The organism is Cupriavidus sp. 2TAF22, from assembly GCF_052115045.1.
Taxonomy (GTDB): Bacteria; Pseudomonadota; Gammaproteobacteria; order Burkholderiales; family Burkholderiaceae; genus Cupriavidus.
Window position 1 is genome coordinate 60,933 of record NZ_JBFRFX010000018.1, and the last position, 23,578, is coordinate 84,510.

General features: G+C 68.7%; 20 protein-coding genes. 10 read left to right on the forward strand and 10 right to left on the reverse strand.

Annotated features, from left to right (window positions below; all coding sequences use genetic code 11):
• Positions 1-94: 94 nt before the first annotated feature.
• Positions 95-1,000 carry a LysR family transcriptional regulator gene (locus AB4Z48_RS21825; protein WP_441617764.1) on the reverse strand — a complete coding sequence of 302 codons (906 nt, stop codon included), beginning with the start codon at positions 998-1,000 and terminating at the stop codon, positions 95-97.
• A gap of 139 nt (positions 1,001-1,139) precedes the next feature.
• On the opposite strand from AB4Z48_RS21825, the gene AB4Z48_RS21830 reads away from it, so the two are divergent.
• The 4 genes from AB4Z48_RS21830 to AB4Z48_RS21845 all read left to right on the forward strand — a co-directional run bounded on the left by AB4Z48_RS21830 (position 1,140) and on the right by AB4Z48_RS21845 (position 5,664).
• The gene (locus tag AB4Z48_RS21830; RefSeq protein WP_441617766.1) at positions 1,140-1,532 is read left to right on the forward strand and encodes a tautomerase family protein; all 393 of its coding nucleotides are present in this window, start codon (positions 1,140-1,142) and stop codon (positions 1,530-1,532) included.
• 197 nt (positions 1,533-1,729) lie between these two features.
• Positions 1,730-2,563 (forward strand): aldo/keto reductase, encoded by an 834-nt coding sequence (locus AB4Z48_RS21835; protein WP_441617768.1) that lies wholly within the window; start codon positions 1,730-1,732, stop codon positions 2,561-2,563.
• Between the two features lie 49 nt (positions 2,564-2,612).
• A complete protein-coding gene (locus AB4Z48_RS21840) occupies positions 2,613-4,013 on the forward strand; it encodes an FAD-containing oxidoreductase (protein ID WP_441617770.1) in 1,401 nt (466 codons plus the stop codon).
• A 19-nt stretch (positions 4,014-4,032) separates the two neighbouring features.
• Positions 4,033-5,664 carry a DHA2 family efflux MFS transporter permease subunit gene (locus AB4Z48_RS21845; protein ID WP_441617772.1) on the forward strand — a complete coding sequence of 544 codons (1,632 nt, stop codon included), beginning with the start codon at positions 4,033-4,035 and terminating at the stop codon, positions 5,662-5,664.
• Between the two features lie 22 nt (positions 5,665-5,686).
• Here the strand turns inward: AB4Z48_RS21845 and AB4Z48_RS21850 are convergent, their stop codons facing one another.
• Entirely contained in the window at positions 5,687-5,935 is a 249-nt protein-coding gene (locus AB4Z48_RS21850; protein WP_441617774.1) for a DUF6388 family protein, read from the reverse strand.
• Positions 5,936-6,027: 92 nt separating this feature from the next.
• The gene (locus AB4Z48_RS21855; protein WP_441617776.1) at positions 6,028-6,465 is read right to left on the reverse strand and encodes a hypothetical protein; all 438 of its coding nucleotides are present in this window, start codon (positions 6,463-6,465) and stop codon (positions 6,028-6,030) included.
• A 354-nt stretch (positions 6,466-6,819) separates the two neighbouring features.
• Here AB4Z48_RS21855 and AB4Z48_RS21860 point away from each other — a divergent pair, with 354 nt between their 5' ends.
• The gene (locus tag AB4Z48_RS21860) at positions 6,820-7,398 is read left to right on the forward strand and encodes a BPSL1445 family SYLF domain-containing lipoprotein (protein ID WP_441617778.1); all 579 of its coding nucleotides are present in this window, start codon (positions 6,820-6,822) and stop codon (positions 7,396-7,398) included.
• Between the two features lie 177 nt (positions 7,399-7,575).
• Complete coding sequence (locus AB4Z48_RS21865) at positions 7,576-8,517, forward strand: recombination-associated protein RdgC (protein ID WP_441617780.1); 942 nt, start codon at positions 7,576-7,578, stop codon at positions 8,515-8,517.
• Between the two features lie 30 nt (positions 8,518-8,547).
• On the opposite strand, the gene AB4Z48_RS21870 is transcribed toward AB4Z48_RS21865, so the two are convergent.
• Positions 8,548-9,390: an IclR family transcriptional regulator gene (locus AB4Z48_RS21870; protein ID WP_441617782.1), complete on the reverse strand. Its 843-nt coding sequence runs from the start codon at positions 9,388-9,390 to the stop codon at positions 8,548-8,550.
• A gap of 220 nt (positions 9,391-9,610) precedes the next feature.
• On the opposite strand from AB4Z48_RS21870, the gene AB4Z48_RS21875 reads away from it, so the two are divergent.
• Both AB4Z48_RS21875 and AB4Z48_RS21880 read left to right on the forward strand, forming a co-directional pair.
• Entirely contained in the window at positions 9,611-10,597 is a 987-nt protein-coding gene (locus AB4Z48_RS21875; RefSeq protein WP_441617784.1) for a Bug family tripartite tricarboxylate transporter substrate binding protein, read from the forward strand.
• Between the two features lie 52 nt (positions 10,598-10,649).
• Positions 10,650-12,998, forward strand: a complete 2,349-nt coding sequence (locus tag AB4Z48_RS21880) for a cytochrome P450/oxidoreductase (RefSeq protein ID WP_441617786.1) — start codon at positions 10,650-10,652, stop codon at positions 12,996-12,998.
• A 40-nt stretch (positions 12,999-13,038) separates the two neighbouring features.
• Here the strand turns inward: AB4Z48_RS21880 and AB4Z48_RS21885 are convergent, their stop codons facing one another.
• Both AB4Z48_RS21885 and AB4Z48_RS21890 read right to left on the reverse strand, forming a co-directional pair.
• Positions 13,039-13,665, reverse strand: coding sequence for a glutathione S-transferase family protein (locus tag AB4Z48_RS21885; RefSeq protein WP_441617788.1), 627 nt, complete (start codon positions 13,663-13,665; stop codon positions 13,039-13,041).
• A gap of 186 nt (positions 13,666-13,851) precedes the next feature.
• Entirely contained in the window at positions 13,852-14,772 is a 921-nt protein-coding gene (locus AB4Z48_RS21890) for a LysR family transcriptional regulator (protein WP_441617790.1), read from the reverse strand.
• Between the two features lie 156 nt (positions 14,773-14,928).
• Here AB4Z48_RS21890 and AB4Z48_RS21895 point away from each other — a divergent pair, with 156 nt between their 5' ends.
• Positions 14,929-15,876, forward strand: a complete 948-nt coding sequence (locus AB4Z48_RS21895) for a DMT family transporter (protein WP_441617792.1) — start codon at positions 14,929-14,931, stop codon at positions 15,874-15,876.
• A gap of 114 nt (positions 15,877-15,990) precedes the next feature.
• Positions 15,991-16,317 (forward strand): thioredoxin family protein, encoded by a 327-nt coding sequence (locus AB4Z48_RS21900; protein WP_441617794.1) that lies wholly within the window; start codon positions 15,991-15,993, stop codon positions 16,315-16,317.
• Positions 16,318-16,548: 231 nt separating this feature from the next.
• Here AB4Z48_RS21900 and AB4Z48_RS21905 read toward each other — a convergent pair whose 3' ends face one another.
• From AB4Z48_RS21905 to AB4Z48_RS21920, 4 genes are all read right to left on the reverse strand, one after another.
• Positions 16,549-17,748, reverse strand: coding sequence for a ribonucleotide-diphosphate reductase subunit beta (locus AB4Z48_RS21905; RefSeq protein WP_441617796.1), 1,200 nt, complete (start codon positions 17,746-17,748; stop codon positions 16,549-16,551).
• 75 nt (positions 17,749-17,823) lie between these two features.
• A complete protein-coding gene (locus AB4Z48_RS21910) occupies positions 17,824-20,766 on the reverse strand; it encodes a ribonucleoside-diphosphate reductase subunit alpha (RefSeq protein ID WP_441617798.1) in 2,943 nt (980 codons plus the stop codon).
• A 513-nt stretch (positions 20,767-21,279) separates the two neighbouring features.
• Positions 21,280-21,939 carry a 1,6-anhydro-N-acetylmuramyl-L-alanine amidase AmpD gene (gene ampD / locus AB4Z48_RS21915; protein ID WP_441617800.1) on the reverse strand — a complete coding sequence of 220 codons (660 nt, stop codon included), beginning with the start codon at positions 21,937-21,939 and terminating at the stop codon, positions 21,280-21,282.
• Positions 21,932-23,560, reverse strand: a complete 1,629-nt coding sequence (locus AB4Z48_RS21920; RefSeq protein WP_441617802.1) for a sigma-54-dependent transcriptional regulator — start codon at positions 23,558-23,560, stop codon at positions 21,932-21,934. Before AB4Z48_RS21920 ends, ampD begins: the two co-directional genes overlap by 8 nt.
• Positions 23,561-23,578 lie beyond the last annotated feature (18 nt).

Genomic DNA, 23,578 nt, shown 5'->3' on the forward strand with positions numbered 1-23,578 from the left:
GAACGAAGCGCAGTATGGTGATCTTTTATTAAAGCGGCTGATGAAGCTCTTTTTTGATCACGCCCTGCAACAGAGGGGCTCCGGCGCCGCGGGCTCAGGCAAATTGTTCCGCCAGCGCGGCCCGCACCTGGCCCACCAGCGGTGCTTCGCCCACCCGCGCGGGCAGCAGGAAGAACTCCGCCGTCGGCAACGCAGGCAGCCTGAGACGGGCGATCGTGGCGGCATCGATGCGCGCCACGCCGGGCCCGATGGCGGACTCGTTCAGGCAGGAAATACCGAGGCCTGCGGCCAGCGCCAGCTGCAGGCCGGCCACGCCGGAGGCGGAATGCGCGATGACGTAGTCGAGCCGGCGCCGCAACAAGGTCTGCACCACGTACTGATGCAGGGAGCAGGTATCGGGCAGCAGCACCAGCGGCAGCGGCGCGCCGGCGCCCTCGGCCCCTTCGGCCTCTCCCGGCGCAGCCACCCAGGCCAGGGTTTCACGACGCAGCACGGTGCCGCGCGCGCCCCGTTCGCCTTTGCCCGTCTTGTCGGCCGCGCGCGCGCCGGGAAAGCGCATCGACAGGCCGATGTCGAAGGCGTCGGTCTCGGCGCCGGCTTCGATCATGCCGCTCTTCATCACGGTCACGTGCAGGCGCAGGTAGGGATAGCGCTCGCGCAGCCGGCGCAGCATGCCGGCGATCTCGCCGGGGCGGAAGTAGTCCGTCACGGCCAGCCGCAGTTCACCGTCGAGCGTATGCCCGCGCAGATCCTGCAGCGCCAGCTCGGACAGCGCAAGGATGCGCCGTGCGTGTTCCAGCAAGCGCAGCCCGGCAGGCGTGGGCGCGGCACCTTGCTTGCCGCGCACCAGCAGCGGCACGCCGGCGCGCTCCTCCAGCTTGCGCAGTTGCTCGCTGACGGACGACTGCGAAAGAAACAACCGTGGCGCCGCGGCCGACAGGCTGCCGGCCTCCGCCACCGTCACGAAGGTACGTAGCTGATCGAGTTCGAGGACGCGCATGGCTATCTCCGGCATGTTTCGTATATTCCGATGGATAGTATCGCAAATTCCCGTTTTTTCGATTGAACAGGAAGCCCTAGACTGGCATCACCAGGCGGCTGAATCCCCAGCCGCCGACCCGGACCAACAGGAGCCAGCCATGCCCCACATCAATCTGCAGATTTCCGGCAAACCCGACGCCGCCCTCACCCGCCGCACCGCCGCCGCCGTGGCGGAGATCACGCAGCGCGTGCTCGGCAAGAAACCGGAGGTGATCGTCGTGGCCGTGCAGTACGTGGACCACGACGCCTGGATCGTCGGCGGCGCGCCGCTGTCGGAGCAAAAGCGCAACGCCTTCCACCTCGATATCAGCGTGACCGACGAGACCAATACCAAGGCCGAGAAAGCGCAGTTCCTGCGCGAAGTGTTCGACACCATGGCCGAGCTGATCGGCAACGTGCACCCGGTGTCGTATATCCATGTGGTGGACGCGCGCGCCGCCACCTATGGCTACGGCGGGCTGACCCAGGAATACCGCTATCACCACGGATGAGCCGGCAAGCCCCGAACAGCACGCAAACGGCCTACTACGCGACCGGCCTGGTCTGAGCACGGCGGCAGGCCGCCGCCCCCGCCCCGCTGTCCTTGTGCATCGCGCCGTCCTTGCCTAGTGTTGGGTGGGTAGGCGCGCGGCGGCGCGTGCCTTGCACGGCACGCGCGCCATCCCCCCCTCCCCCGACGGATACCAGCATGAAAACCGTGAATCTTCCCGGCGGCGAAGCCGTTCCCGCGCTGGGCATGGGCACCTGGAACATGGGCGAGAATCCGGCCGCGCGCGCGGAAGAGCTCGCCACGCTGCGCCTCGGCCTCGAACTTGGCCTGCGCCTGATCGACACCGCCGAGATGTACGGCGAGGGCCGCTCGGAAGAACTGGTGGGCGAAGCCATTGCGGGGCGCCGCGACGAGGTCTTCCTGGTCAGCAAGGTCTACCCGCACAACGCCGGGCGCAAGGGGGCGGTGGCGGCCTGCGAGCACAGCCTGCGCCGGCTCGGCACCGACCGCCTCGATCTCTACCTGCTGCACTGGCGCGGCGGCGTGCCGCTGGCGGAAACCGTGGCCGCCTTCCTGGCTCTGCAGCAGGCCGGCAAGATCCGTCATTTCGGCGTCAGCAACCTTGACCTCGGCGACATGGAAGCGCTGTGGCGCGTGCCTGGCGGCGACCGGGTAGCAGTCAACCAGCTGCTCTACAACCTCGCGCGCCGCGGCATCGAGTGGGACCTGCTGCCGTGGTTGCGACGCCACCATGTGCCGCTCATGGCCTACTCGCCGATCGAGCAGGCGGCGCTGCTGCGCAACCCGCGCCTGGCGCGCTTTGCCGAGCAGCACGGCATGAGCCCGGCCCAGGCCGCGCTGGCCTGGCTGCTGGCGCGCGACGATGTCGTCGCCATTCCGAAGACCAGCCACCGCGACCGCCTGCGCGAGAACCACGGCGCGCTCGCCTGCCGGCTCGCGCCGGAGCAGCTGGCGGCGCTGGATGCCGCCTTCCCGCCGCCGCGCGGCCCGCGCCCGCTGGATATGCTCTGACCCCGCGCGCGGGCCGCGCACCACGCTTTGCAGTCACAGGAGCCTCGCCATGCCCACCGACTACGACGCCATCATCATTGGCACCGGCCAGGCTGGCCCGCCGCTGGCCGAGCGCCTGACCGCGGCCGGCCGCAAAGTCGCCGTGATCGAGCGCCTGGCCTTTGGCGGCACCTGCGTCAACAATGGCTGCATCCCCACCAAGACCATGGTGGCGAGCGCCTACGCGGCCCATCTGGCGCGGCGCGGCGCCGATTTCGGCGTGATCACCGGCGGACCGGTGACGGTCGACATGGCGCGCGTCAAGGCGCGCAAGGACGGCGTGGTCGGCAACTCCAGCCGGGGCGTGGAAGCGTGGGTGCGCAGGCTGGAAGGGGGCACCGTCTATCTTGGACATGCCCGTTTCGAGAGCCCGGACACCGTGCGCGTGGGCGATGCCGTGCTGCGGGCCGCCCAGATCTTCATCAATGTCGGCGGGCGCGCGGCCACCCCGCCCATGCCGGGGCTGGACCAGGTGGACTACCTGACCAATACCGGCATGATGCGCGTGGACCAGTTGCCGCGCCACCTGCTGGTGGTGGGCGGCAGCTACATCGGGCTGGAGTTCGGCCAGATGTTCCGCCGCTTCGGCAGCGAAGTCACCATCGTGCAGCGCGGCCCGCGCCTGATCGAGCGCGAAGACCCCGAAGTGTCCGAGGCGGTGCGCGACATCCTGGCGGCCGAGGGCATCGGCCTGCGCCTGGATGCCGAATGCATCGCGCTGGAGCAGCGCGGCGGCGAAGTGGTGGTGAAGATGGACTGCGTGCACGGCGCGCCCGAGATCGCCGGCTCGCACGTGCTGCTGGCGGTGGGCCGCCGGCCGAACACCGACGATCTCGGCCTGGACCGCGCCGGCGTCGCCACCGATGCGCACGGGTATATCCAGGTCGATACGCAGCTGCGCACCAATGTGCCCGGGATCTGGGCGCTGGGCGACTGCAACGGGCGCGGTGCCTTCACCCATACCGCCTATAACGACTTCGAGATCGTCGCCGCGAACCTGCTGGACACGGCGTCAGGCGAGCCGCCGCGCACCGTGGACGACCGCATCCCTGCCTATGCGCTCTTCACCGATCCGCCGCTGGGCCGCGTCGGCATGACCGAGCACGAGGCAAGACAGTCCGGGCGCCGGGTGCTGGTGGGCACGCGCCCCATGACCCGGGTGGGGCGCGCCGTGGAAAAAGGCGAGACGCTGGGCTTCATGAAGATCCTGGTCGATGCCGACAGCCGCGAGATCCTGGGCGCGATGGTGCTGGGCGTGGGCGGCGACGAAGTCATCCACTGCATTCTCGACACCATGTATGCGCGCGCGCCCTACGCGGTGCTCCAGCGCGCCATGCACATCCATCCCACCGTAGCGGAGCTGGTGCCGACCATGTTGGGCGAGCTGCGCCCGCTGGCGCCGGTGGCATAGCGCCCGCGCGTCGCCGGCCATGTCGACCACGCCGCTGGCCCAGGGCCCCTGCGACGACAGCGCGATCCGGGCCCGGCCTGGCGGCGCCGGCTGCGCGCGCGCCGACGAGCCATGGGTGCTGGCCGCGACCATCCTGGCGTCGAGCATGGCGTTCATCGACAGCACCGTGGTCAACGTGGCCCTGCCGGCATTGCAGAAGGATCTCGGTGCCAGCCTGAGCGGCATGCAATGGGCGGTGGAGGCCTATGCGCTGCTGCTGGCGGCGCTGCTGCTGGTGGGTGGCGCGGCGGGAGACCGCTTCGGCCGGCGCCGCGTGTTCGCGCTGGGCGTGGCGGTTTTCGCCGCCAGTTCGGCCTGGTGCGGGCTGGCCGGCAATATCGGCCACCTGGTCGCGGCCCGTGCGGCGCAGGGCGTGGGTGCCGCGCTGCTGGTGCCGGGCAGCCTGGCGCTGCTGTCCGCGTCATTCGACCAGAGCCGGCGCGGCAAGGCCATCGGCACCTGGTCCGGCGCCACCGCCATGACCGCCGCGCTCGGCCCGGTGGCGGGCGGCTGGCTGATCGAGCATCTGTCGTGGCGTGCCGCCTTCCTGGTCAACCTGCCGCTGGCCGCGGCGGTGCTGGTGATCGCGTTCTGGCGCGTGCCGGAAAGCCGCGCGCCCGGGCAGGCGGGGTCGCTCGACTGGGCGGGCAGCCTGCTGGTGGCGCTGGGGCTGGGTGGTGTGGTCTACGCCCTGATCGCTTCCCCGGGGCAGGGCTGGGGCCATGCGCAAGTATGGTTGCCCGGCGCCGCCGGCATGCTCGCGCTGGGCCTGTTCGCGTGGGTGCAGACGCGGGTCGCCAATCCGATCATGCCGCCCGCGCTGTTCCGCTCGCGCGCCTTTCTCGGGGCCAATCTGCTGACCCTGCTGCTCTACGCCGCGCTCGGCGGCGGCCTGTTCTTCTTTCCGCTCAACCTGATCCAGGTGCAGGGTTATTCATCGACCGCCGCGGGGGCCGCGCTGCTGCCCTTCATCCTGCTGATGTTCCTGCTCTCGGGCTGGGCGGGTGGACTGGTGGACCGGCACGGTGCGCGCGGCCCGCTGATCGTGGGGCCGCTGGTCGCGGCGGCGGGCTTTGCCCTGTTCGCACTGCCAGGCTCAGGCGGCGGCAGCTATTGGACGACGTTCTTCCCCGCCGTGCTGGTGCTCGGCGCGGGCATGACGATCAGCGTGGCGCCGTTGACGACCACGGTCATGAATGCGGTACCGCCTGGCTCGGCCGGCACGGCATCCGGCATCAACAATGCCGCCGCGCGGGTGGCGACGCTGCTGGCGATCGCGGTGCTGGGGATCGTGATGGCGAATGTGTTCGATCGCAGGCTGGAGCGCGCGCTGGCGGGGTCCGGCGCGGTGGTGCCGGCGCAGGTCGTGCAGGCGGTGCAGGCGCAGCGCGGCCGCCTTGCCGCCATCGAGATCCCCGCGACGGCGGAGCCACGGGCGGCGCAGGCCGTCCGTCATGCGGTAAGCAATGCCTTCGTGGCGGGCTTTCGCCGGGTGATGCTGCTGTCCGCGCTGCTGGCGGCCGGTGGCGCGGCGTGCGCGTGGCTGCTGTTGCGGCCGGCGCAAGAGGATGCGGCTGAAGATGCGGCTGGCGCGCCGCCGGCCAAGCCCTGAGGCGGCGGCGCGGCCATGCGCATCAGCGGCGGGGCGCCGGCGCTGTGCGCTCCCCCAGGTAGACCAGCAACAGTTCGTCTGCAGTCATGCGCCGCAGCCGCGCTTCGCGCCCGATGGCGCGCTCCAGTTCGGAAAGCTGGAAGGCTTCCACGCTCATGCCGGCTGCGCGCGCATGACGCTCGGTGATGGCCTTGAGCAGCGAAACCACTTCGGGATTTTCGTCAAGGAAGCGCTCGTGGGCGAGCTGCAGGCGTTCGGGGGAGAGGGTCATCGGGATGGACTGCCATGGGTGTTGAGGGGACGCGTCCGCGCATTACACCACAGCAGGCCGCGGCGGCCCGCGCCGGCCGGTCAGCTTGCGGGCTAGTGCGGCTTGGCGTTGTAGCGTTCCACCTCTACATAGCGAACCAGGTAGCTGCGGGTCTTGGCCTCGGTATCCCGCGAAACGCGGTCGGCGGCCTGGCGCGCGCCGTCGCGCCCGTGCGCGGACACCATCTGCGCATCCAGGTATTCGCGGAACGCGCTGCGCATGGCATCCAGCTTCGGCTGGCACGCCTTCAGCGCGGCGCCGGCGAGATCCTGCGGCGAGGCGCTGCCGGACAAGCCGGCGTCGGTCTGGCCCTTGGCGCAGGCGGTGTAGTCGGCACGCAGCGACTGCCACTGCGCATTGGCTTCGCCTGCGGCTTGCGGGTCGGGAGCGGGCGAATGCGAGGCACAGGCAGCGGCCAGCAGGGTGACGGGGATCAGGACGAAACTGGACTTCAGGGACGTCAGGGACTTCACGGATTTGAGGAATTTCACGGATTTCATCTTTGATGGACACGCCTGGCGCGCCCGGGTTCCTGGCCCGCCGCCGGGCCACGGACATGTCGCCGCGTCGGGCACGAATCTGTAGGACAGGTTCGTCGCGAAATGCAGCTTCGTCCTACACCGCTTCGGTCTGCAGGCTTGTATATTTCTCCAGAAACGGAGGATTCCAGTGGCACTTTAGGGAAAACCGAGAGGAATTCCTGCCCTGCGATTTCACGTTTCTACAAGTGCCGATTACGCCTATCCTTGGATAAAGCGAGTTTGCAGGCGAGAGGGGACGGAAGGCTCCGGTACCGGTGCTCTGTTAGCGGTGCATTGTGACGTAAAACAATCAGGAGAGTGAGTATGGAACGCAGATCGTTTCTGACGGCGGGCGCAGGCCTGGTGCTGGCTTCTTCAGGCTTGCTGGGTGCCTGCACCACCACGCCGGGCGCCCCCACGGACAAGGCGGCCAAGCGCCGCGAGATCGACGGCGGCGTGGACGGCGCGCTCAGCAAGCTGTACGCCACGGCGAGCAGCTCGCGGCAGCTGGCCAACCGCGCGCGCGGCATCCTGGTCTTTCCCAACACCATCTCGGCCGGCTTCGTGGTGGGCGGCGAATACGGCGACGGCTCGCTGCGCGCGGGCGGCGCCACGCATGGCTACTACCGCATCATCTCGGGTTCGGTGGGCTGGCAGATCGGCGCGCAGTCCAAGGCCATCATCCTGATGTTCATGACTCAGGACTCGCTCGACAAGTTCGTCAACAGCAGCGGCTGGACCGTTGGCGGCGATGCCACAGTGGCGCTGGCCACGATCGGCGCCAACGGCACCATCGACACCAACACGGCCCAGCAGCCGATCATCGGCTTCGTGGTGACCAACGCCGGCCTGATGGCAGGCCTGTCGCTGGAAGGCTCGAAGATCAGCAAGCTCGACATCTGAGGCTCCGGCACGCGGCAGGGGCCGGGTTGCGGCAGGCAGCCCGGCCCCTGCCGCATTCCGCCGGCCCGCCCGGCGCCGCTCCGTTGCCCGTGCAGCCCTTCTATCCGCCGCTTTCACGCATTGTTACCGCATCGGCCACGCTAACCGGCTAGAATCGGTCCCTTTGGCCGAATTCCCATGTGGTTCAAGAATCTCCAGCTGCACCGTCTGTCCGCACCGTGGTCCCTCGCCGCCGACGAAGTCGAGGCCTGCCTGGCGCGCCATGCCTTCTTCCCGGGCACCAGCCTGGAAATGCAGACCCAGGGCTGGGCCTCGCCGCGTGAAAACGGCGCCCTGGTCCACCAGGTCGGCAAGCAGATGCTGCTGACCATGCGCACCGAGAAGAAGCTGCTGCCGTCCACCGTGGTCAACCAGGTCACCAAGGCGCGCGCCCTCGAACTCGAGGAACAGCAAGGCTTCAAGCCCGGCCGCAAGCAAATGCGCGAGCTCAAGGAGCAGGTCACCGAGGAACTGCTGCCGCGCGCCTTCAGCATCCGCCGCGATACCCGGGTGTGGATCGACCCGGTCAACGGCTGGCTGGCCATCGATGCCGCCGCCCCGGCCAAGGCCGACGAAGTGCGGGGCCTGCTGTTCAAGGCGATCGACCCGCTGCCGCTGGAAAACCTCCATGTGAACCAGTCGCCGGTCGCCGCCATGACCGACTGGCTGGCCAATGACACGGCGCCGGCCGGCTTCACCGTGGACCAGGAAATCGAGCTGCAATCGAGCGCCGAGAGCAAGGCCACGGTGCGCTACGTGCGCCATCCGCTCGATGCCGAGGACCTGCGCCGCCACATTGCCGCGGGCAAGCGCTGCACGCGCCTCGCCATGACCTGGAACGACCGCGTGTCCTTCGTGCTGACCGAGTCGCTGACCATCAAGCGAGTGGCCCCGCTCGACGTGATCAAGGAACAGGCCGACGCCAGCGCGCGCGACGAGGACGAACGCTTCGACGGCGACTTCACCATGATGGCGGGCGAGCTGGCCAGCCTGCTGGCCGACCTGACCGAAGCGCTGGGCGGCGAACGCAAGACGGCCGACACCGCCGGCGCGCAAGCCGCCGAACGCAAGGCCGCCTGAGCCCCCTGCCCGGCTGGTCCGGGCGCCAGGTCATGCGGCAGGCGGCGCCCCCGGATGGCCCAGCAACGCACTGGCCGCCCGCGCCTCCCGGCGCACTGCCGTGCCGACCGGCCCGTCCATCGCGGCATCGAAGCCGCCCGTGGCGCCCAGCGCCGTGATCACCGCGCACACGCGGCCGGTGTAGTCGTACAGCGGCGCGGCCACCGCGCTGATGCCCTTCAGGTTGGTATCGCGCACCACCGCGCAGCCGGCGGCCTGCACTTCGCGCCGCAGCTGCCCGATGGGATCCCCGGCGTCGAGCTGCGCGCGCAGCTCGGCCGGCGCCACCGCCAGTTCCGCCTCCGCCATCGCCAGCACCGGCGGCTCGTCCAGCATGCCCAGGAAGGTGCGGCCGGTGGCCGACCACAGCAGCGGCATGACCGAACCCACCCGCACGTTCACCGTCACCGGCAGGCCCGGCTCCTCGAAGCGCACGATGGTCGGCCCCTTGTTGCCCATCACCGCGACGAAGCACGTCACCCCCAGCGCCTCGCGCAGGCGGACCAGGGAAGGCTCGGCCACCCGCACCGGATCGACCTGCCGCATGGCCGCCAGCCCGATCAGCATGGCTTCCATGCCGAGGGAATACTGCTGCGTGCTGGCCTCCTGCGCCACCAGCCCTTCCTCGACCAGGCTGGCCAGGTAGCGGTGCACCTTGGCCGGGCTCTCGCCGACATGCGCGGCCAGCGCGGTCAGCGTGGCGCGCCCGCCGAGCCGGGCCAGGCCCTTGAGCACGGCCATGCCGGTCTGCGCGGACTGCACGCGCTGGCGGCGCTCGCGCGCCTGCGGGCCGGCGGGAGCGCCCGCTTCGATGGGATCGGGTGATGTCGTCATGGGCGGAGATTCTAGTGCGGAGAATGCCGTGCGGCGAGGCCGGCGTAGCCATATGGCCGTCAACTGGCCGTCATCTGGCCCCTTGTGCCGATCCTCACGTTAACCCGCATCACCAAATTACGCAATGCGTATATCATTTACGCAAAACACAACCCGGACGCCAAGCACGCCGGGACGAATCCAGACCGGAAAAACAAGAGAACCGGAAACAGGAGACAAGATGATCATCGTCCGCCGCAAATTCATGGCCCTCGGCCTGGGCCTGGCCGCCCTTCCCTGGCTGCCGGGCGCCGCCTTTGCCGACCCCGCCTTCCCGACCAAGCCGGTGCGCTGGATCGTGCCGTACGCCGCCGGCGGCGGCTCGGACTTCCTGGCGCGCTCGATCGGCCAGGCGCTTTCGGCCCGGCTGGGCCAGCCGGTGGTGGTCGACAACAAGCCGGGCGGCAACACCGCGATCGCCGCGGCAGAGACCGCGCGCGCACCGGCCGATGGCTATACGGTGCTGTCGGCGGACAACGGCACGCTGGTCTTCAACCCGGCGCTGTACAAGACGCTTTCCTACAACCCGGTCAAGGATCTGGCGCCGGTCACGCTGCTGGGCAAGTTCCCGATGATCCTCGTGGTCGGTCCCGGCATGCCGGTCAACACCGTGCAGGAGTTCATCGCCAAGGCCAAGTCCAGGAGCGGCGGCATCGACTACGCCTCCGCCGGCGCCGGCAGCCCGCACCACCTCGCGATGGAACTGCTCAAGGTGGAGGCCGGACTGAACATGGTCCACGCGCCCTACCGCGGCGCGGCGCCGGCACTGGCCGACGTGGCCGGCGGACAGGTCCCGGCCATGATGGTCGACCTGGCCGCGGGCGCGGGCTTCATCAAGGGCGGCAAGGTCAAGGCGCTGGCAGTGGCAAACCCGACCCGCCTGCCGCAACTGCCGGACGTGCCGACCTTCGCCGAAGCCGGCTACAAGAATGTGGAAGCGGCGGCGCTGGTAGGCATGGTGGTGCCCGCCGGCACGCCGCCCGAAGTGATCGCCACGCTGAACAAGCAAGTGGTTGCCGCCATCAGGGAGCCGGCCGTCAACAAGCGGCTGGTGGACTTCGGCGTGGAGCCGGTTGGCAATACGCCGGCCCAATATGCCGACCTGTTGCGCAGCGAGACCACGCGCTGGCACAAGCTGATCCGCGACCTGAAGATCACGCTGGACTGAGCAAGCGGCGCAACGCCTGAACCTTTGAGCAACGAACACCGGAGCAGCACAGATGGCCAACGACACCCACAATCCGCGCGCATCGGGATGCCCCGTTGACCACAGCCTGCTGACGGCGCAGCGCACGCCGAGCGGCTGCCCGGTCAGCGCGCGCGCCGCGGAATTCGACCCGTTCGGGGACGGCTACCAGCAGGACCCGCCCGAGTACGTGCGCTGGGCGCGCGAGCAGGAGCCGGTTTTCTACAGCCCGAAGCTCGGCTACTGGGTGGTGACCCGCTACGACGACATCAAGGCCATCTTCCGCGACAACCTCACCTTCAGCCCGTCGATCGCGCTGGAGAAGATCACGCCCACCGGGCCCGAGGCCAACGCGGTGCTCGCGTCGTACGGCTACGCGATGAACCGCACGCTGGTCAACGAGGACGAGCCTGCCCACATGCCGCGCCGCCGGGTGCTGATGGAACCCTTCACACCGGAGGAGCTCAGGCACCACGAGCCCATGGTGCGCCGCCTGGCGCGCGAATACGTCGACCGCTTCATCGATGACGGCCGCGCCGACCTGGTCGATCAGATGCTGTGGGAAGTGCCGCTGACGGTGGCGCTGCACTTCCTCGGCGTGCCCGAGGAAGACATGGACCTGCTGCGCAAGTATTCCATCGCGCATACGGTCAACACCTGGGGCCGGCCGAAGCCGGAGGAGCAGGTGGAGGTCGCGCACGCGGTGGGCAACTTCTGGCAGCTCGCCGGCAAGATACTCGACAAGATGCGGCAGGATCCGTCCGGCCCGGGCTGGATGCGCTACGGCATCCGCAAGCAGCAGGAGCATCCGGAGGTCGTCACCGACTCCTACCTGCACTCGATGATGATGGCCGGCATCGTCGCCGCGCACGAGACCACGGCCAATGCGACCGCCAATGCGATCAAGCTGCTGCTGCAGCATCCGCGCGCCTGGCAGGAGATCTGCGAAGACCCCGGCCTGATCCCCAACGCGGTGGAAGAATGCCTGCGCCACAACGGCTCGGTCGCGGCGTGGCGGCGCCTGGCCACGCGCGACGTGCAGGTCGGCGGCGTGGACATCCCGGCCGGCTCGAAACTGTTGATCGTGACCTCGTCGGCCAACCATGACGAAGGGCACTTCACCGACGCCGATCTCTTCGATATCCGCCGCGAGAACGCCAGCGACCAGCTTACCTTCGGCTACGGCTCGCACCAGTGCATGGGCAAGAACCTGGCACGCATGGAGATGCAGGTCTTCCTGCAGGAGCTCACGCGGCGCCTGCCCCATATGCGCCTGGCCGAGCAGCGCTTCAGCTACGTGCCCAACACCTCGTTCCGCGGCCCCGAGCATGTGTGGGTGGAATGGGATCCCGCGCGGAACCCCGAGCGCGCCGATCGCGCCCTGCTCGATGCGCAGGCGCAGGTGCGCATCGGCGAACCGTCCGCGCACGCGGCCAGCCGGCCAGTGGTGGTGCAGGCCGTGAGCCGCGCGGCCAACGGCATCGTCCGGCTGCGGCTGGTCTCGCCCGACGGCCGGCCGATGCCGCGCTGGACACCGGGCTCGCACATCGACGTGGAATGCGGCGGCACCGGGCTGTCGCGCCAGTACTCGCTATGCGGCGACCCGGCCGACAGCAGCGCGCTGGAAATCGCCGTGCTGCGCGAGGCGCAGGGCCGCGGCGGCTCGGCCTGGGTGCACGACAATGTGAAACCAGGCGACCGCCTCAAGATCCGCGGTCCGCGCAATCACTTCCGGCTCGACGAGAGCGCGCGCAAGCTGATCTTCATCGCCGGGGGCATCGGCATCACGCCGGTGAGCGCGATGGCGCGGCGCGCAAGGCAGCTGGGGATCGACTACGCCCTGCACTACAGCGGCCGTTCGCGCGCGTCGATGGCGCTGCTCGACGAACTCGCGGCGCTGCACGCGGACCGCCTGCACGTGCACGCAAGCGACGAGGGCCGCCGCGCCGATCTCCAGGCACTGCTCGGCCAGCCCGACCCGCACACGCAGATCTACGCCTGCGGCCCGGCGCCCATGCTTCGCGCGCTGCAGGAATGCTGCGCCAGCTGGCCCGGCGACGCGCTGCGCATCGAGCATTTCGAATCCGCCCTGGGCACGCTCGACCCCGCCAGGGAGCAGGCCTTCGAGGTGGAGCTGAAGGACTCCGGCATCGTGGTCACGGTAGCGGCGGACCAGACCGTGCTGGCGGCGTTGCGCGCCGCCAATATCGACATGCAGAGCGATTGCGAGGAAGGCCTGTGCGGCTCCTGCGAGGTGCGTGTGCTGGCCGGCGAGATCGACCACCGTGACGTGGTGCTGACGCGCGCCGAGCGCGAGGCCAACGGCAGGATGATGACCTGCTGCTCGCGCGCTGCCTGCAAGCGGCTGGTGCTGGAGCTATAGCCAGGGCCGGCGCGCCGGCGCGTGCCGGGCTGTCAGCCTGTCAGGCGCCCTGCTGCGCCACCAGCCTCGCATCGATCTCGCGGGCGCGCGCCACCGCCGGCCGCGAGGTGGTGCGCTCGATATACGCCTTCACCGCCGGCGTCGCCTCGACCAGCTTGAAGTGGGTGATCCAGGCCAGCGCGGTGCCCCACAGCACGTCGGCCGCGCTGAAGGTGTCGCCCAGCAGGTAAGGACCCTTTTCGAGCTGCCCCAGCAGGGTGCCGATGACGGTGTCGTAGTCGCCGTAAGGGCACATCGCGCGCGGGGTCTCGCGCTGCTGCGAGCGGTCCACGATCGCCGGCTCGAAGCTCGATCCGTAGAAGGCCAGCCAGCGCAGGTACGGCCCACGCAACGGATCGGTCAGCGCGGGGGCGAGCCTGGCCTGCGGGAACAGGTCGGCCAGGAAAATGAAGATGGCGGCCTGCTCGGTCACCAGCGCGTCCCCGTAGCGAATCGCCGGCACCTTGCCCATCGGGTTGATGGCCAGGTAGGCCGGCTCGCGCTGCTCGCCCGTCTTCATATTGAGCGGGTGCAGGCGATATGGCACGCCCAGTTCCTCGAGCAGGATCAGCGCGCCGGTGGAACGCGTGTTGGGGGAGTGGTACAGGGTGATTTCGGGCTGCGACATGGATTGTGGCTCCTGAAAACGGGGGACGATGGGAAGAACTGCGCCAAATAACGAAACTGCAAAACAGCAAGACGGCGAAACGGAATATGAGTCTACAGGCTCGCGCCGTTCACTTTCCTCGCACGCCGATCGGCGCGCGGGAAAAACCGCACCGCACCGCACCGCGCCACGCCGTTGCGCCGCCGCTCAGCCAGCCCCGCCGATATGCGCGGCGAGGTAGTCGATCAGCACACGCACCTTGGGCGGCAGGAAGCGATTGGGCGGATAGAGCAGCCACACCGGCCCGACATAGGCGCGCGCCTGCAACTCCCAGTCGGCCAGCACGCGCACCAGCGTGCCGTCGCGCAGCGCGCCGGCGGCGGTGAACTCGGGCAGCGAGGCGATGCCCAGGTCCTGCTGCGCCGCTTCCAGGCGCGCGCCAGCGTGATTGGCAATGTAGCGCCCCCGCACCGCCACCGTATGGGTCTCCGCCTCGCGCCGCAGGCGCCAGCGGTTGTCGTCGGCGGTCTCCCCCAGGTACAGGCAGTCGTGCAAGGCCAGTTCGCGCGGATGCACGGGCGTGCCGCGCGCGCCCAGGTAAGCCGGCGACGCGCACAAGACCCAGCGCACCGCGCCGAGACGGCGCCCGGCCAGACCGGGCGGCGGCCGCTCGGTCAGCCGGATCACCAGGTCGAGGTCGTGCTCGAGTGGATCGACCTCGTGGTCGGTGAACATCAACTGCAGGTCGATCTCGCCGTAGGCGCGCAGGAAGCCCGCCACCAGCGGATGGATCACCGTCTTGGCGAACGCGGTCGGCGCGCTCACGCTGACCCTGCCCTGGGGCCGGCCGGACAACTGGCCCGCCGCGTCGACCGCACCCGCTGCCGCGCCCACCATGTCGCGGCAGTAGCGGTACACCTGCGCACCGGATTCCGTCACGCGCACCCGGCGCGTGGAGCGCTCGAGCAAGCGCGTGGCCAGCGCCTCCTCCAGCCGCTTGATCTGGCGGCTCACCGTCGACGGCGTGCTGCCGAGCTGGCGCGCGGCGAGCGAGAAATTACCCGCGTCCACCACGCGCGCGAACACGGCCATGTCGGGCAGCAAGGCGAGGAAATCGGTCGGGTTCATAGGGATGGCTCCGGAGGCGACGGCCAGGCGAGTCAGCCGGCATTGATGCACCCACGACATAAAAGATGTGCATGCAACCATGATTATCATCGCCGCCGCAAAGCCAGACAATGCTTCTCCCGGCCTTTGCGCGCCCTTGCGACCTCCGAACCCATCATGCCTACCCCAAAGCGCCTGTTGATACTGTCCGACCTCATGCTGCTCGCGGTCGCTGTCGTCTGGGGCAGCAGCTACGGCGTCGTCAAGGGCGCCCTGCTCTTCTATCCGGTGCTGGGACTGCTGGCGCTGCGCTTCGGCATCACCTTCGTGATCCTCTCGCCCGCGCTGGGCGCCCTGCGCCGCGTTGACGCCGCGACGCTGCGCGGCGTGCTCGGCAGCGGCGTGCTGCTGCTCGGCATCTTCCTGTGCGAGACCTTCGGCGTGCTGCTCACGCACGCGGCCAACGCGGCCTTCCTCATCAGCTTGTGCGTGGTGCTGACGCCGCTGGCCGAATGGCTGCTGCTCAAGCGCCGGCCCGCGCGCATCGAATGGGCCGCGGTGGCGCTCTCGCTGGCGGGCGCATGGCTGCTGGCCGGCGACGGCGCCGTTGCCTTCAACCCCGGCGATGCGCTGATCCTGGCCGCCGCGGCGCTGCGCGCGGTGATCGTCTGCGTAACCAAGCGCGTGCTGCGCGCCACGCCGCTGCCGGCGCTGACGGTGACCGCGGTACAGGCCGGCGTGGTGGCGGGCGGCAGCGCCTTGGCCGCACTGGTGCTGATGCCGGCGCATTGGCAGCCGCTGCCCTCGCTGGCCGGCCATGCCCCGTTCTGGGCCAGCGTGCTCTACCTGGTGCTCGCCTGCACGCTGTTCGCCTTCTTCGCGCAGAACTACGCCATCAAGCGCAGCAACCCCACGCGCGTGGCCTTGCTGATGGGCAGCGAACCCGCGTTCGGCGCCGTGTTCGCCACCATCTGGCTGGGAGAGCGGATCACGGCCACGGCCTGGATCGGCGGCGGTCTCATCGTGGCGGCCTCGCTGCTGGCGACGGTGCGCTGGGGCAAGGCAGCAGCCGAAGGCACGCCGCCCTCCGCGCCCGCAGGGCTGCCCCGGCAATCGCAGGCGTGAGCTTGTGCCGGCTCCCGGATGCGTTTCACGGCTTCGCAGCCCTCATGCCAGAATGACTGCCGGCGACGGCGGCGCGATGCGCACTGCATGCGCCACGCACCAGGAGACTCCAGCATGACGATGACCGAGCAATACGCCGCGCGCGAGCCCGCGCGAACCGATATCGACGCCATCAAGGGCGCGGCGCTGATCGAATTCGGCGCGCCCTGGTGCGGCTACTGCCTGCGCGCCCAGCCGCACCTGGCCCGCGCGCTGGCCAGCCACCCCGGCGTGCAGCACTTCAAGGTCGAGGACGGCAGCGGCAGGCCCCTGGGCCGCTCGTTCCGCGTCAAGCTGTGGCCGACGCTGGTGTTCATGCGTGACGGCGCGGAAGTGGCGCGGCTGGTACGCCCGGACAGCGCGGAGGCCATCGAGAAGGCGCTGCGGCAGATCGGCGCCTGAGCCGGCGGGCCGCATGGGGAGCCGCGCCGCGGCACCAGGACTGCCGCCTTTGCGCCTTGTCAGTCGTCGCGCAGACCGGCGAAGCGACAAAAAAACAGGGGGTGGCAATCCGTTGATTGCCACCCCCCATCTGCGTCAGCCTGGCGTCCGGACCCGAGACCGGCTATCCAGTGCGCCCTCGTGCCGCTCGGCGTATCGCTACGCTACCGCCGGCAGCCGGCCGACAACAACTCAATCCCACGACAGCGCGCCGCCAGTCTGGTACTCGATGACGCGCGTCTCGAAGAAGTTGCGTTCCTTCTTCAGGTCGATCATCTCGCTCATCCACGGGAACGGGTTTTCCTCGTTCGGGAACAGCTGCTCCAGGCCGATCTGCTGGCAGCGGCGGTTGCAGATGAAGCGCAGGTAGCCCTTGAACATCGGCGCGTTCAGACCCAGCACGCCGCGCGGCATGGTGTCCTCGGCGTAGCGGTATTCCAGGTCCACGGCCTTCTTGAACAGCTCGGTGATCTCGGCCTTGAACTCGTTGGTCCACAGGTGCGGGTTCTCGAGCTTGATCTGGTTGATCAGGTCGATGCCGAAATTGCAGTGCAGGGACTCGTCGCGCAGGATGTACTGGTACTGCTCGGCGGCACCGGTCATCTTGTTCTGGCGGCCCATGGCCAGGATCTGCGTGAAGCCCACGTAGAAGAACAGGCCTTCCATGATGCAGGCGAACACGATCAGCGACTTGAGCAGCTTCTGGTCGTTCTCGGGCGTGCCGGTCTTGAAGGCCGGATCGGTCAGCGTGTCGATGAACGGGATCAGGAACTCGTCCTTGTCGCGGATCGACTTCACCTCGTGGTACGCGTTGAAGATCTCGGCTTCATTGAGGCCGAGGGACTCCACGATGTACTGGTAGGCGTGCGTGTGGATCGCTTCCTCGAAGGCCTGGCGCAGCAGGTACTGGCGGCATTCCGGCGCGGTGATCTGGCGGTAGGTGCCCAGCACGATGTTGTTGGCGGCCAGCGAGTCGGCGGTGACGAAGAAGCCGAGGTTGCGCTTGATCACGCGGCGCTCGTCTTCGGTCAGGCCGTTCGGGTCCTTCCACAGCGCGATGTCGCGCGACATGTTGATTTCCTGCGGCATCCAGTGGTTGGCGCAGCCGGCCAGGTACTTTTCCCAGGCCCATTTGTACTTGAACGGCACCAGCTGGTTGACGTCGGTCGAGCCGTTGATCACGCGCTTGTCGGCAGCGTTGACGCGGCGGTCGCTTTGCACGGCGGCGGCGTTCGGGTGGTTGCCAAGGATGCCCGAGCCGGCCGGCTGGGTGGCGGCAGGCGGCAGCACGCCTTGCTGGTCGGCGGCGAGGCCGGCCGGCAGGGCGGGTTGGGGAGCAGGCTGCGGTGCGGCCTGCGGGGTGGCTTGAACGTCGTCGTCCCAGCTCAGCATGATGTGGTTCTCCGTGGAATTCTTCAGTGGGCCGCACCCGCGGCCCACTCTGGGCTAACGGGGGCGGCTTTCAGCTTATTGGCAGGCTTCGCACTCGTCGAAACCGGCGTCGCCCGGGCGCATCGTGCAGACCGCGCCTTCGGCTTCCGGCATGGCCGGGGCGGCGGCGGCGGCCTGGTCGATGCCGGCGGCGCTGATACCGCTGTCGCTACCCGACGACACGGCGTTGAGCGAGCCGCGCGACACGGTGGATTTCTCCACGTGGGTGGCTGCCATGGTGCGCAGGTAGTACGTGGTCTTCAGGCCGCGCAGCCAGGCCAGCTTGTAGGTGTCGTCCAGCTTCTTGCCCGAGGCGCCGGCCATGTAGATGTTCAGCGACTGGGCCTGGTCGATCCACTTCTGGCGGCGGCTGGCGGCTTCCACCAGCCAGCTCGGCTCGACTTCGAAGGCGGTGGCGTAGATGTCGCGCAGGTCTTGCGGGATGCGGTCGATGCGGGCCAGCTTGCCGTCGAAATACTTCAGGTCGGCGACCATCACTTCGTCCCACAGGCCGCGTGCCTTCAGGTCGCGCACCAGGTAGTCGTTGACCACCGTGAACTCGCCCGACAGGTTGGACTTGACGTACAGGTTCTGGAAGGTCGGTTCGATGCAGGCCGACACGCCGATGATGTTCGAGATCGTTGCCGTGGGCGCGATCGCGATGCAGTTCGAGTTGCGCATGCCGTGCTGCTTGATGCGCGCGCGCAGGCTGTCCCAGTCCATGGTCGAGGAATGATCCACTTCCAGGTAGCCGCCGCGTTCCTCGGCCAGCAGCTTGAGCGAGTCCTGCGGCAGGATGCCGCGATCCCACAGCGAGCCTTCGTACGTGCTATAGCGGCCGCGTTCCTCGGCCAGCTCGCTGGAGGCGCGGTAGGCGTAGTAGCACACCGCTTCCATCGAGGTGTCGGCGAACTGCACGGCGGCGTCGCTGGCGTACGGCAGGCGCAGCAGGTGCAGGCAGTCCTGGAAGCCCATGATGCCCATGCCGACCGGGCGGTGGCGCAGGTTGGAGTTCTTCGCCTTGTCGACCGCGTAGTAGTTGATGTCGATCACGTTGTCGAGCATGCGCATGGCGGTGCGGATGGTCTTCTCGAGCTTGGCGTGGTCGAGCACCTGGGTGCCGTCGGCCAGTTGCTTCAGGTGGGCGACCAGGTTCACCGAACCCAGGTTGCATACCGCGATCTCGCTCTCGTTGGTGTTGAGCGTGATTTCCGTGCACAGGTTGGAGCTGTGCACCACGCCCACGTGCTGCTGCGGGCTGCGGATGTTGCACGGATCCTTGAAGGTGATCCAGGGATGGCCGGTCTCGAACAGCATGCCCAGCATCTTGCGCCACAGCTGCATGGCGGGGATCTTCTTGAACAGCTTCAGCTCGCCCCGGGCGGCCTTGGCTTCATAGCCCAGGTAGGCTTCTTCGAAGGCGCGGCCGACCTTGTCGTGCAGGTCCGGGCAGGTGGCGGGCGAGAACAGCGTCCACTCGCCGGCTTCCATCACGCGCTTCATGAACAGGTCGGGAATCCAGTTCGCCGTGTTCATGTCGTGGGTGCGGCGGCGGTCGTCGCCGGTGTTCTTGCGCAGCTCGAGGAATTCCTCGATGTCCAGGTGCCACGTCTCCAGGTAGGCGCACACCGCGCCCTTGCGCTTGCCGCCCTGGTTGACCGCGACCGCGGTGTCGTTGACGACCTTCAGGAACGGGACCACGCCTTGCGACTTGCCGTTGGTGCCCTTGATGTGCGAGCCGAGCGCGCGCACATTGGTCCAGTCGTTGCCCAGGCCGCCGGCGAACTTGGACAGCAGCGCGTTTTCCTTGAGCGCTTCGTAGATGCCCTCGAGGTCGTCCGACACGGTGGTCAGGTAGCACGACGACAGCTGCGAGCGGCGGGTGCCAGAGTTGAACAGGGTCGGCGTGGACGACATGAAGTCGAACGACGACAGCAGCTGGTAGAACTCGATGGCGCGCGCTTCGCGGTCCTTCTCGCCCAGCGCCAGGCCCATCGCCACGCGCATGAAGAAAGCCTGCGGCATTTCGATGCGCGCTTCGTCGATGTGCAGGAAGTAGCGGTCGTACAGGGTCTGCAGGCCGAGGTAGTTGAACTGGAAGTCGCGCTGGGCGTCCAGCGCGGCGCCCAGGCGGGCCAGGTCATAGGTGGCCAGCTTCTCGTCCAGCAGCTCGGCTTCGATGCCGCGCGCGATGAACTTGGGGAAGTAGTCGGCGTAGCGCGACACCATTTCGGTCTGGGTCACTTCGGCGCCCAGGATTTCCTTGCGGATGGTGTGCAGCAGGATACGCGCGGTGACCTGGCTGTAGGCCGGGTCCTTCTCGATCAGGGTACGCGCGGCCAGGATGGCCGAGTCGTAGACCTGGGTCATGGGCACGCCGTCGTACAGGTTCTTCAGCGTTTCCTTGAGGATCGGCTCGGCGCTGACGGCGTCGCCCAGGCCCGAGCAGGCATTGTCGATCAGGGCATGCAGCGAGCTCACGTCCAGCACGCGGGCCACGCCGCCGTCGGTCACGTTGAACGTGACGCCGCCTTCCTGCACGCGGGCAACCGCCTGGGCATTGGCCTGGGCGCGTTCCTGGGTGCGCTTCTCGCGGTACAGCACGTAGGAACGGGCCACCTCATGCTCGCCCGAGCGCATCAGCGCCAGTTCCACGTGATCCTGCACGTCTTCGATATGGAAGGTGCCGCCGCTGGGGCGGCTGCGCAGCAGCGCGCGCACCACATTCTGGGTGACTTGCTCGACCACTTCGCGCACACGCGCGGAAGCGGCGCCCTGCCCGCCGTTGACCGCCAGGAAGGCCTTGGTCACGGCCACCGAGATCTTGCTCGGCTCGAACGCCACCACGGCGCCGTTGCGTCGGATGATCTTGTAGTCCTGGTAGTCGCCAGCGCCGGCAGCAGCGGGGCTCGACTGCGGGTTCGCTGCCACACCGGCGGCGGTGGCGCCGGTGGAAAATTCGTTCTGGGCTGTCTGCATGAGGAACTCCTGTTCTGACCCGTGTTTTATGAGTGACAAAGAGCCCCGAGCAAAACGCGCAAGACAGAAAAGATTCGCCGGGCCGTGAACGGCCGGGGGCGGGCTGCATTGCTGGATTCTGCTGGGACTCTTGTGACGCGCCAGTCCTTAGGCGGGGCCGCAGTGAAACGCTGTAAAGCGCTGCGGCGGTAACTGCACACCTAGGCTGGCTCCCCGAAAGCACCACTAGATATAGTGGTCGATACGAAAAACTGGACTAAGTATAGTGAAACGAAGCGGCTTGACCAGTCTTGACAAGCGTCTTTTTGAGCCGAAGCCGGTGACGGCCACGGCATGCGGCACCGCGCCAAACCCGCCAGCCCAAGAGACGTAAGGAATCCCGCCTGACGGTGTGTTACCGCACAATGAAAAGAAATTTTTTTGATTGCCCGGACCGCTTCGATAGGGGCCGGACTTTATCAGGGTTTTCCCGAGATCGCTCGATCCCCCTAGACCGCGTGCCGGGCCCTTGCCTCAGGGCCCGTCTTTGCGGTAGGGCAACATGGCCCGAGCCAGGCCGGCGGCGGCCGCGAAGCCAATCCAGTCGAAATGCGGGCCCGGATCGGTCTTGCGGCCGGGCGCGATATCGCTGTGCCCGGCCAGCGCGCGCACCGGATAGGCGACGAGCAGCGCACGCACCAGCGCCGCGGTGGTGTGGTACTGGGCCAACGTGAACGGCTGGTCGTCGCTGCCTTCGATCTCGATGCCGATCGAAAAATCGTTGCAGCGGGTCCGGCCGAAGAACGCCGACTGACCGGCATGCCAGGCCCGGTCCCGGCACGACACGAACTGCACCAGTTCGCCTGTGCGCGTCACCAGGAAATGCGCCGAAACACGCACCTCATGGATAGTGGCGAAGAAGGGATGGCGCGACGGGTCGAGCCGGTTCTGGAAAAACGCTTCGATATCGCCGCTGCCGAATTGCCCGGGCGGCAGGCTGATGTTGTGGATGACCACCAGGTCCACCGGCATGCCGGCGGGACGGGCATCGAAATTGGGCGACGGCACGCGGCGCGCGGCCGGGACCCAGCCCGACGGGTCGGGGCTGAAGGCAGCAGCAGCAGCAGCAGCGTCAGTGGCGGCGCTGCCGGGCGTGGCCGCAGATGCCGGCCCGCCGATGTCGTGCTCAGGCATCGCGCACTCCGCTGGTGGCGTCCACGGCACTGCGCGCGGTCTCGCGCAGGCCTTCGCCGGCCACGCCATCCGCCATCTCGCCCGCGTCGGCACCATCGTCGCGTCCTTCGCGGATGCCGAGCTGCTGGATGCGGTAGCGCAGCTGGCGAAAGCTCAGGCCCAGCAGCGGCGCCGCTGCCGTGCGGTTGAAGCCGGTCTGCTGCAAGGCCTGCAGGATCAGGTCGCGCTCGAGCGCTTCCAGGCGGCCGGGCAGGTCGATCGGGAAGGTGACGCGGCCAGCCTCGCCCGCGGCCTCGCGCACGGCACCCGCCGGCGCCGCATCGACCGGCGCGGCCGGCGCCGCGGGTGCATCGTGGCGTCCGGCGTAGCGTGGATCGGGCTGGTACTGGTATCCGCGCGGCGCGACCAGCGCGACGTCGGCCGCGCCGGCATCCAGCGCGCCGAGGTCGTCCACCTCGATGGACTCGCCCTCCGCAAAGGCGTACGCGCGCTCGAGCAGGTTCTCCAGTTCGCGCACATTGCCCGGGAAGGGATAGTCCGCCAGGCGCTGCTGCGCGGCCACCGCCAGCCGCTTGGGGTGGGTGTCGCCGTAGCGCACCGCCAGGTGCTCCAGGATGGCGCCGGCCAGTACCGGCAGGTCCTCGCGGCGCTCGCGCAGGGTGGGCATGCGCAGCGCCAGCACATTGAGGCGATAGAACAGGTCCTGGCGGAACTGGCCGGCCGCGACCATCGCGGCCAGGTCCTTGTGGCTGGCGCACAGCACGCGCACATCCACGTTCTCCTCGCGGCTGGCGCCGATCTTGCGCACGCGCCGCTCCTGCAGCACGCGCAGCAGCTTGACCTGCATGGCCAGCGGCAGGTCCGCCACTTCGTCGAGCAGCAGCGTGCCGCCGTTGGCGGCCTGGAAGAAGCCGCCGCGCTCGGCGTCGGCGCCGGTGAACGCGCCCTTCACGTGGCCGAAGAATTCCGACTCCATCAGCGTCTCGGGGATGGCGCCGCAGTTCACCGCCACGAAGGGATGCGCGGCGCGCGTGCTGATCGCGTGGATGGCGCGCGCGGCGCGCTCCTTGCCGCTGCCGGATTCCCCGCTGATGACGATCGGCGCCATGCTGCGCGCCAGCCGCGACAGCGCGCGGCGCACGTCGTGCATGGCCGGCGAATGGCCGGGCAGCAGGTTGAAGGCGCGGTCCGCCGTGCCCGCCCCGGCGGCGCCCTCGCCGCCGTCTGCGTGGTCGCGCTGCTGGCGGCCGAGCGCATTGAGGATCAGGCTGCGCAGCTGGTCCAGCGAGACCGGCTTGGCGATGTAGTCGAAGGCGCCCGCCTTGAGTGCCTCCACCGCGTTGTCGGCGCTGCCGTAGGCGGTGATCACCGCCACCGGCACGCGTTCTGGCGCGCTCGACAGCTGGCGCACGATGTCGATGCCCAGGCCATCGCCCAGGCGCATGTCGGTCAGCACCAGGCTGTAGCGGCGCGCCGCGAGCTGCTCGCGCGCTTCGGCCAGGGAGCCCGCCAGGACCACGTCGTGGCCCATGCGGCGGATGGAGATATCGAGCAGCTCTCGCAGGTCAGCCTCGTCGTCGATGACGAGAATCGGATCGGAGCCTGGCGTCTTGGCGGGCATGGGTCTGGTGGTAGTCGT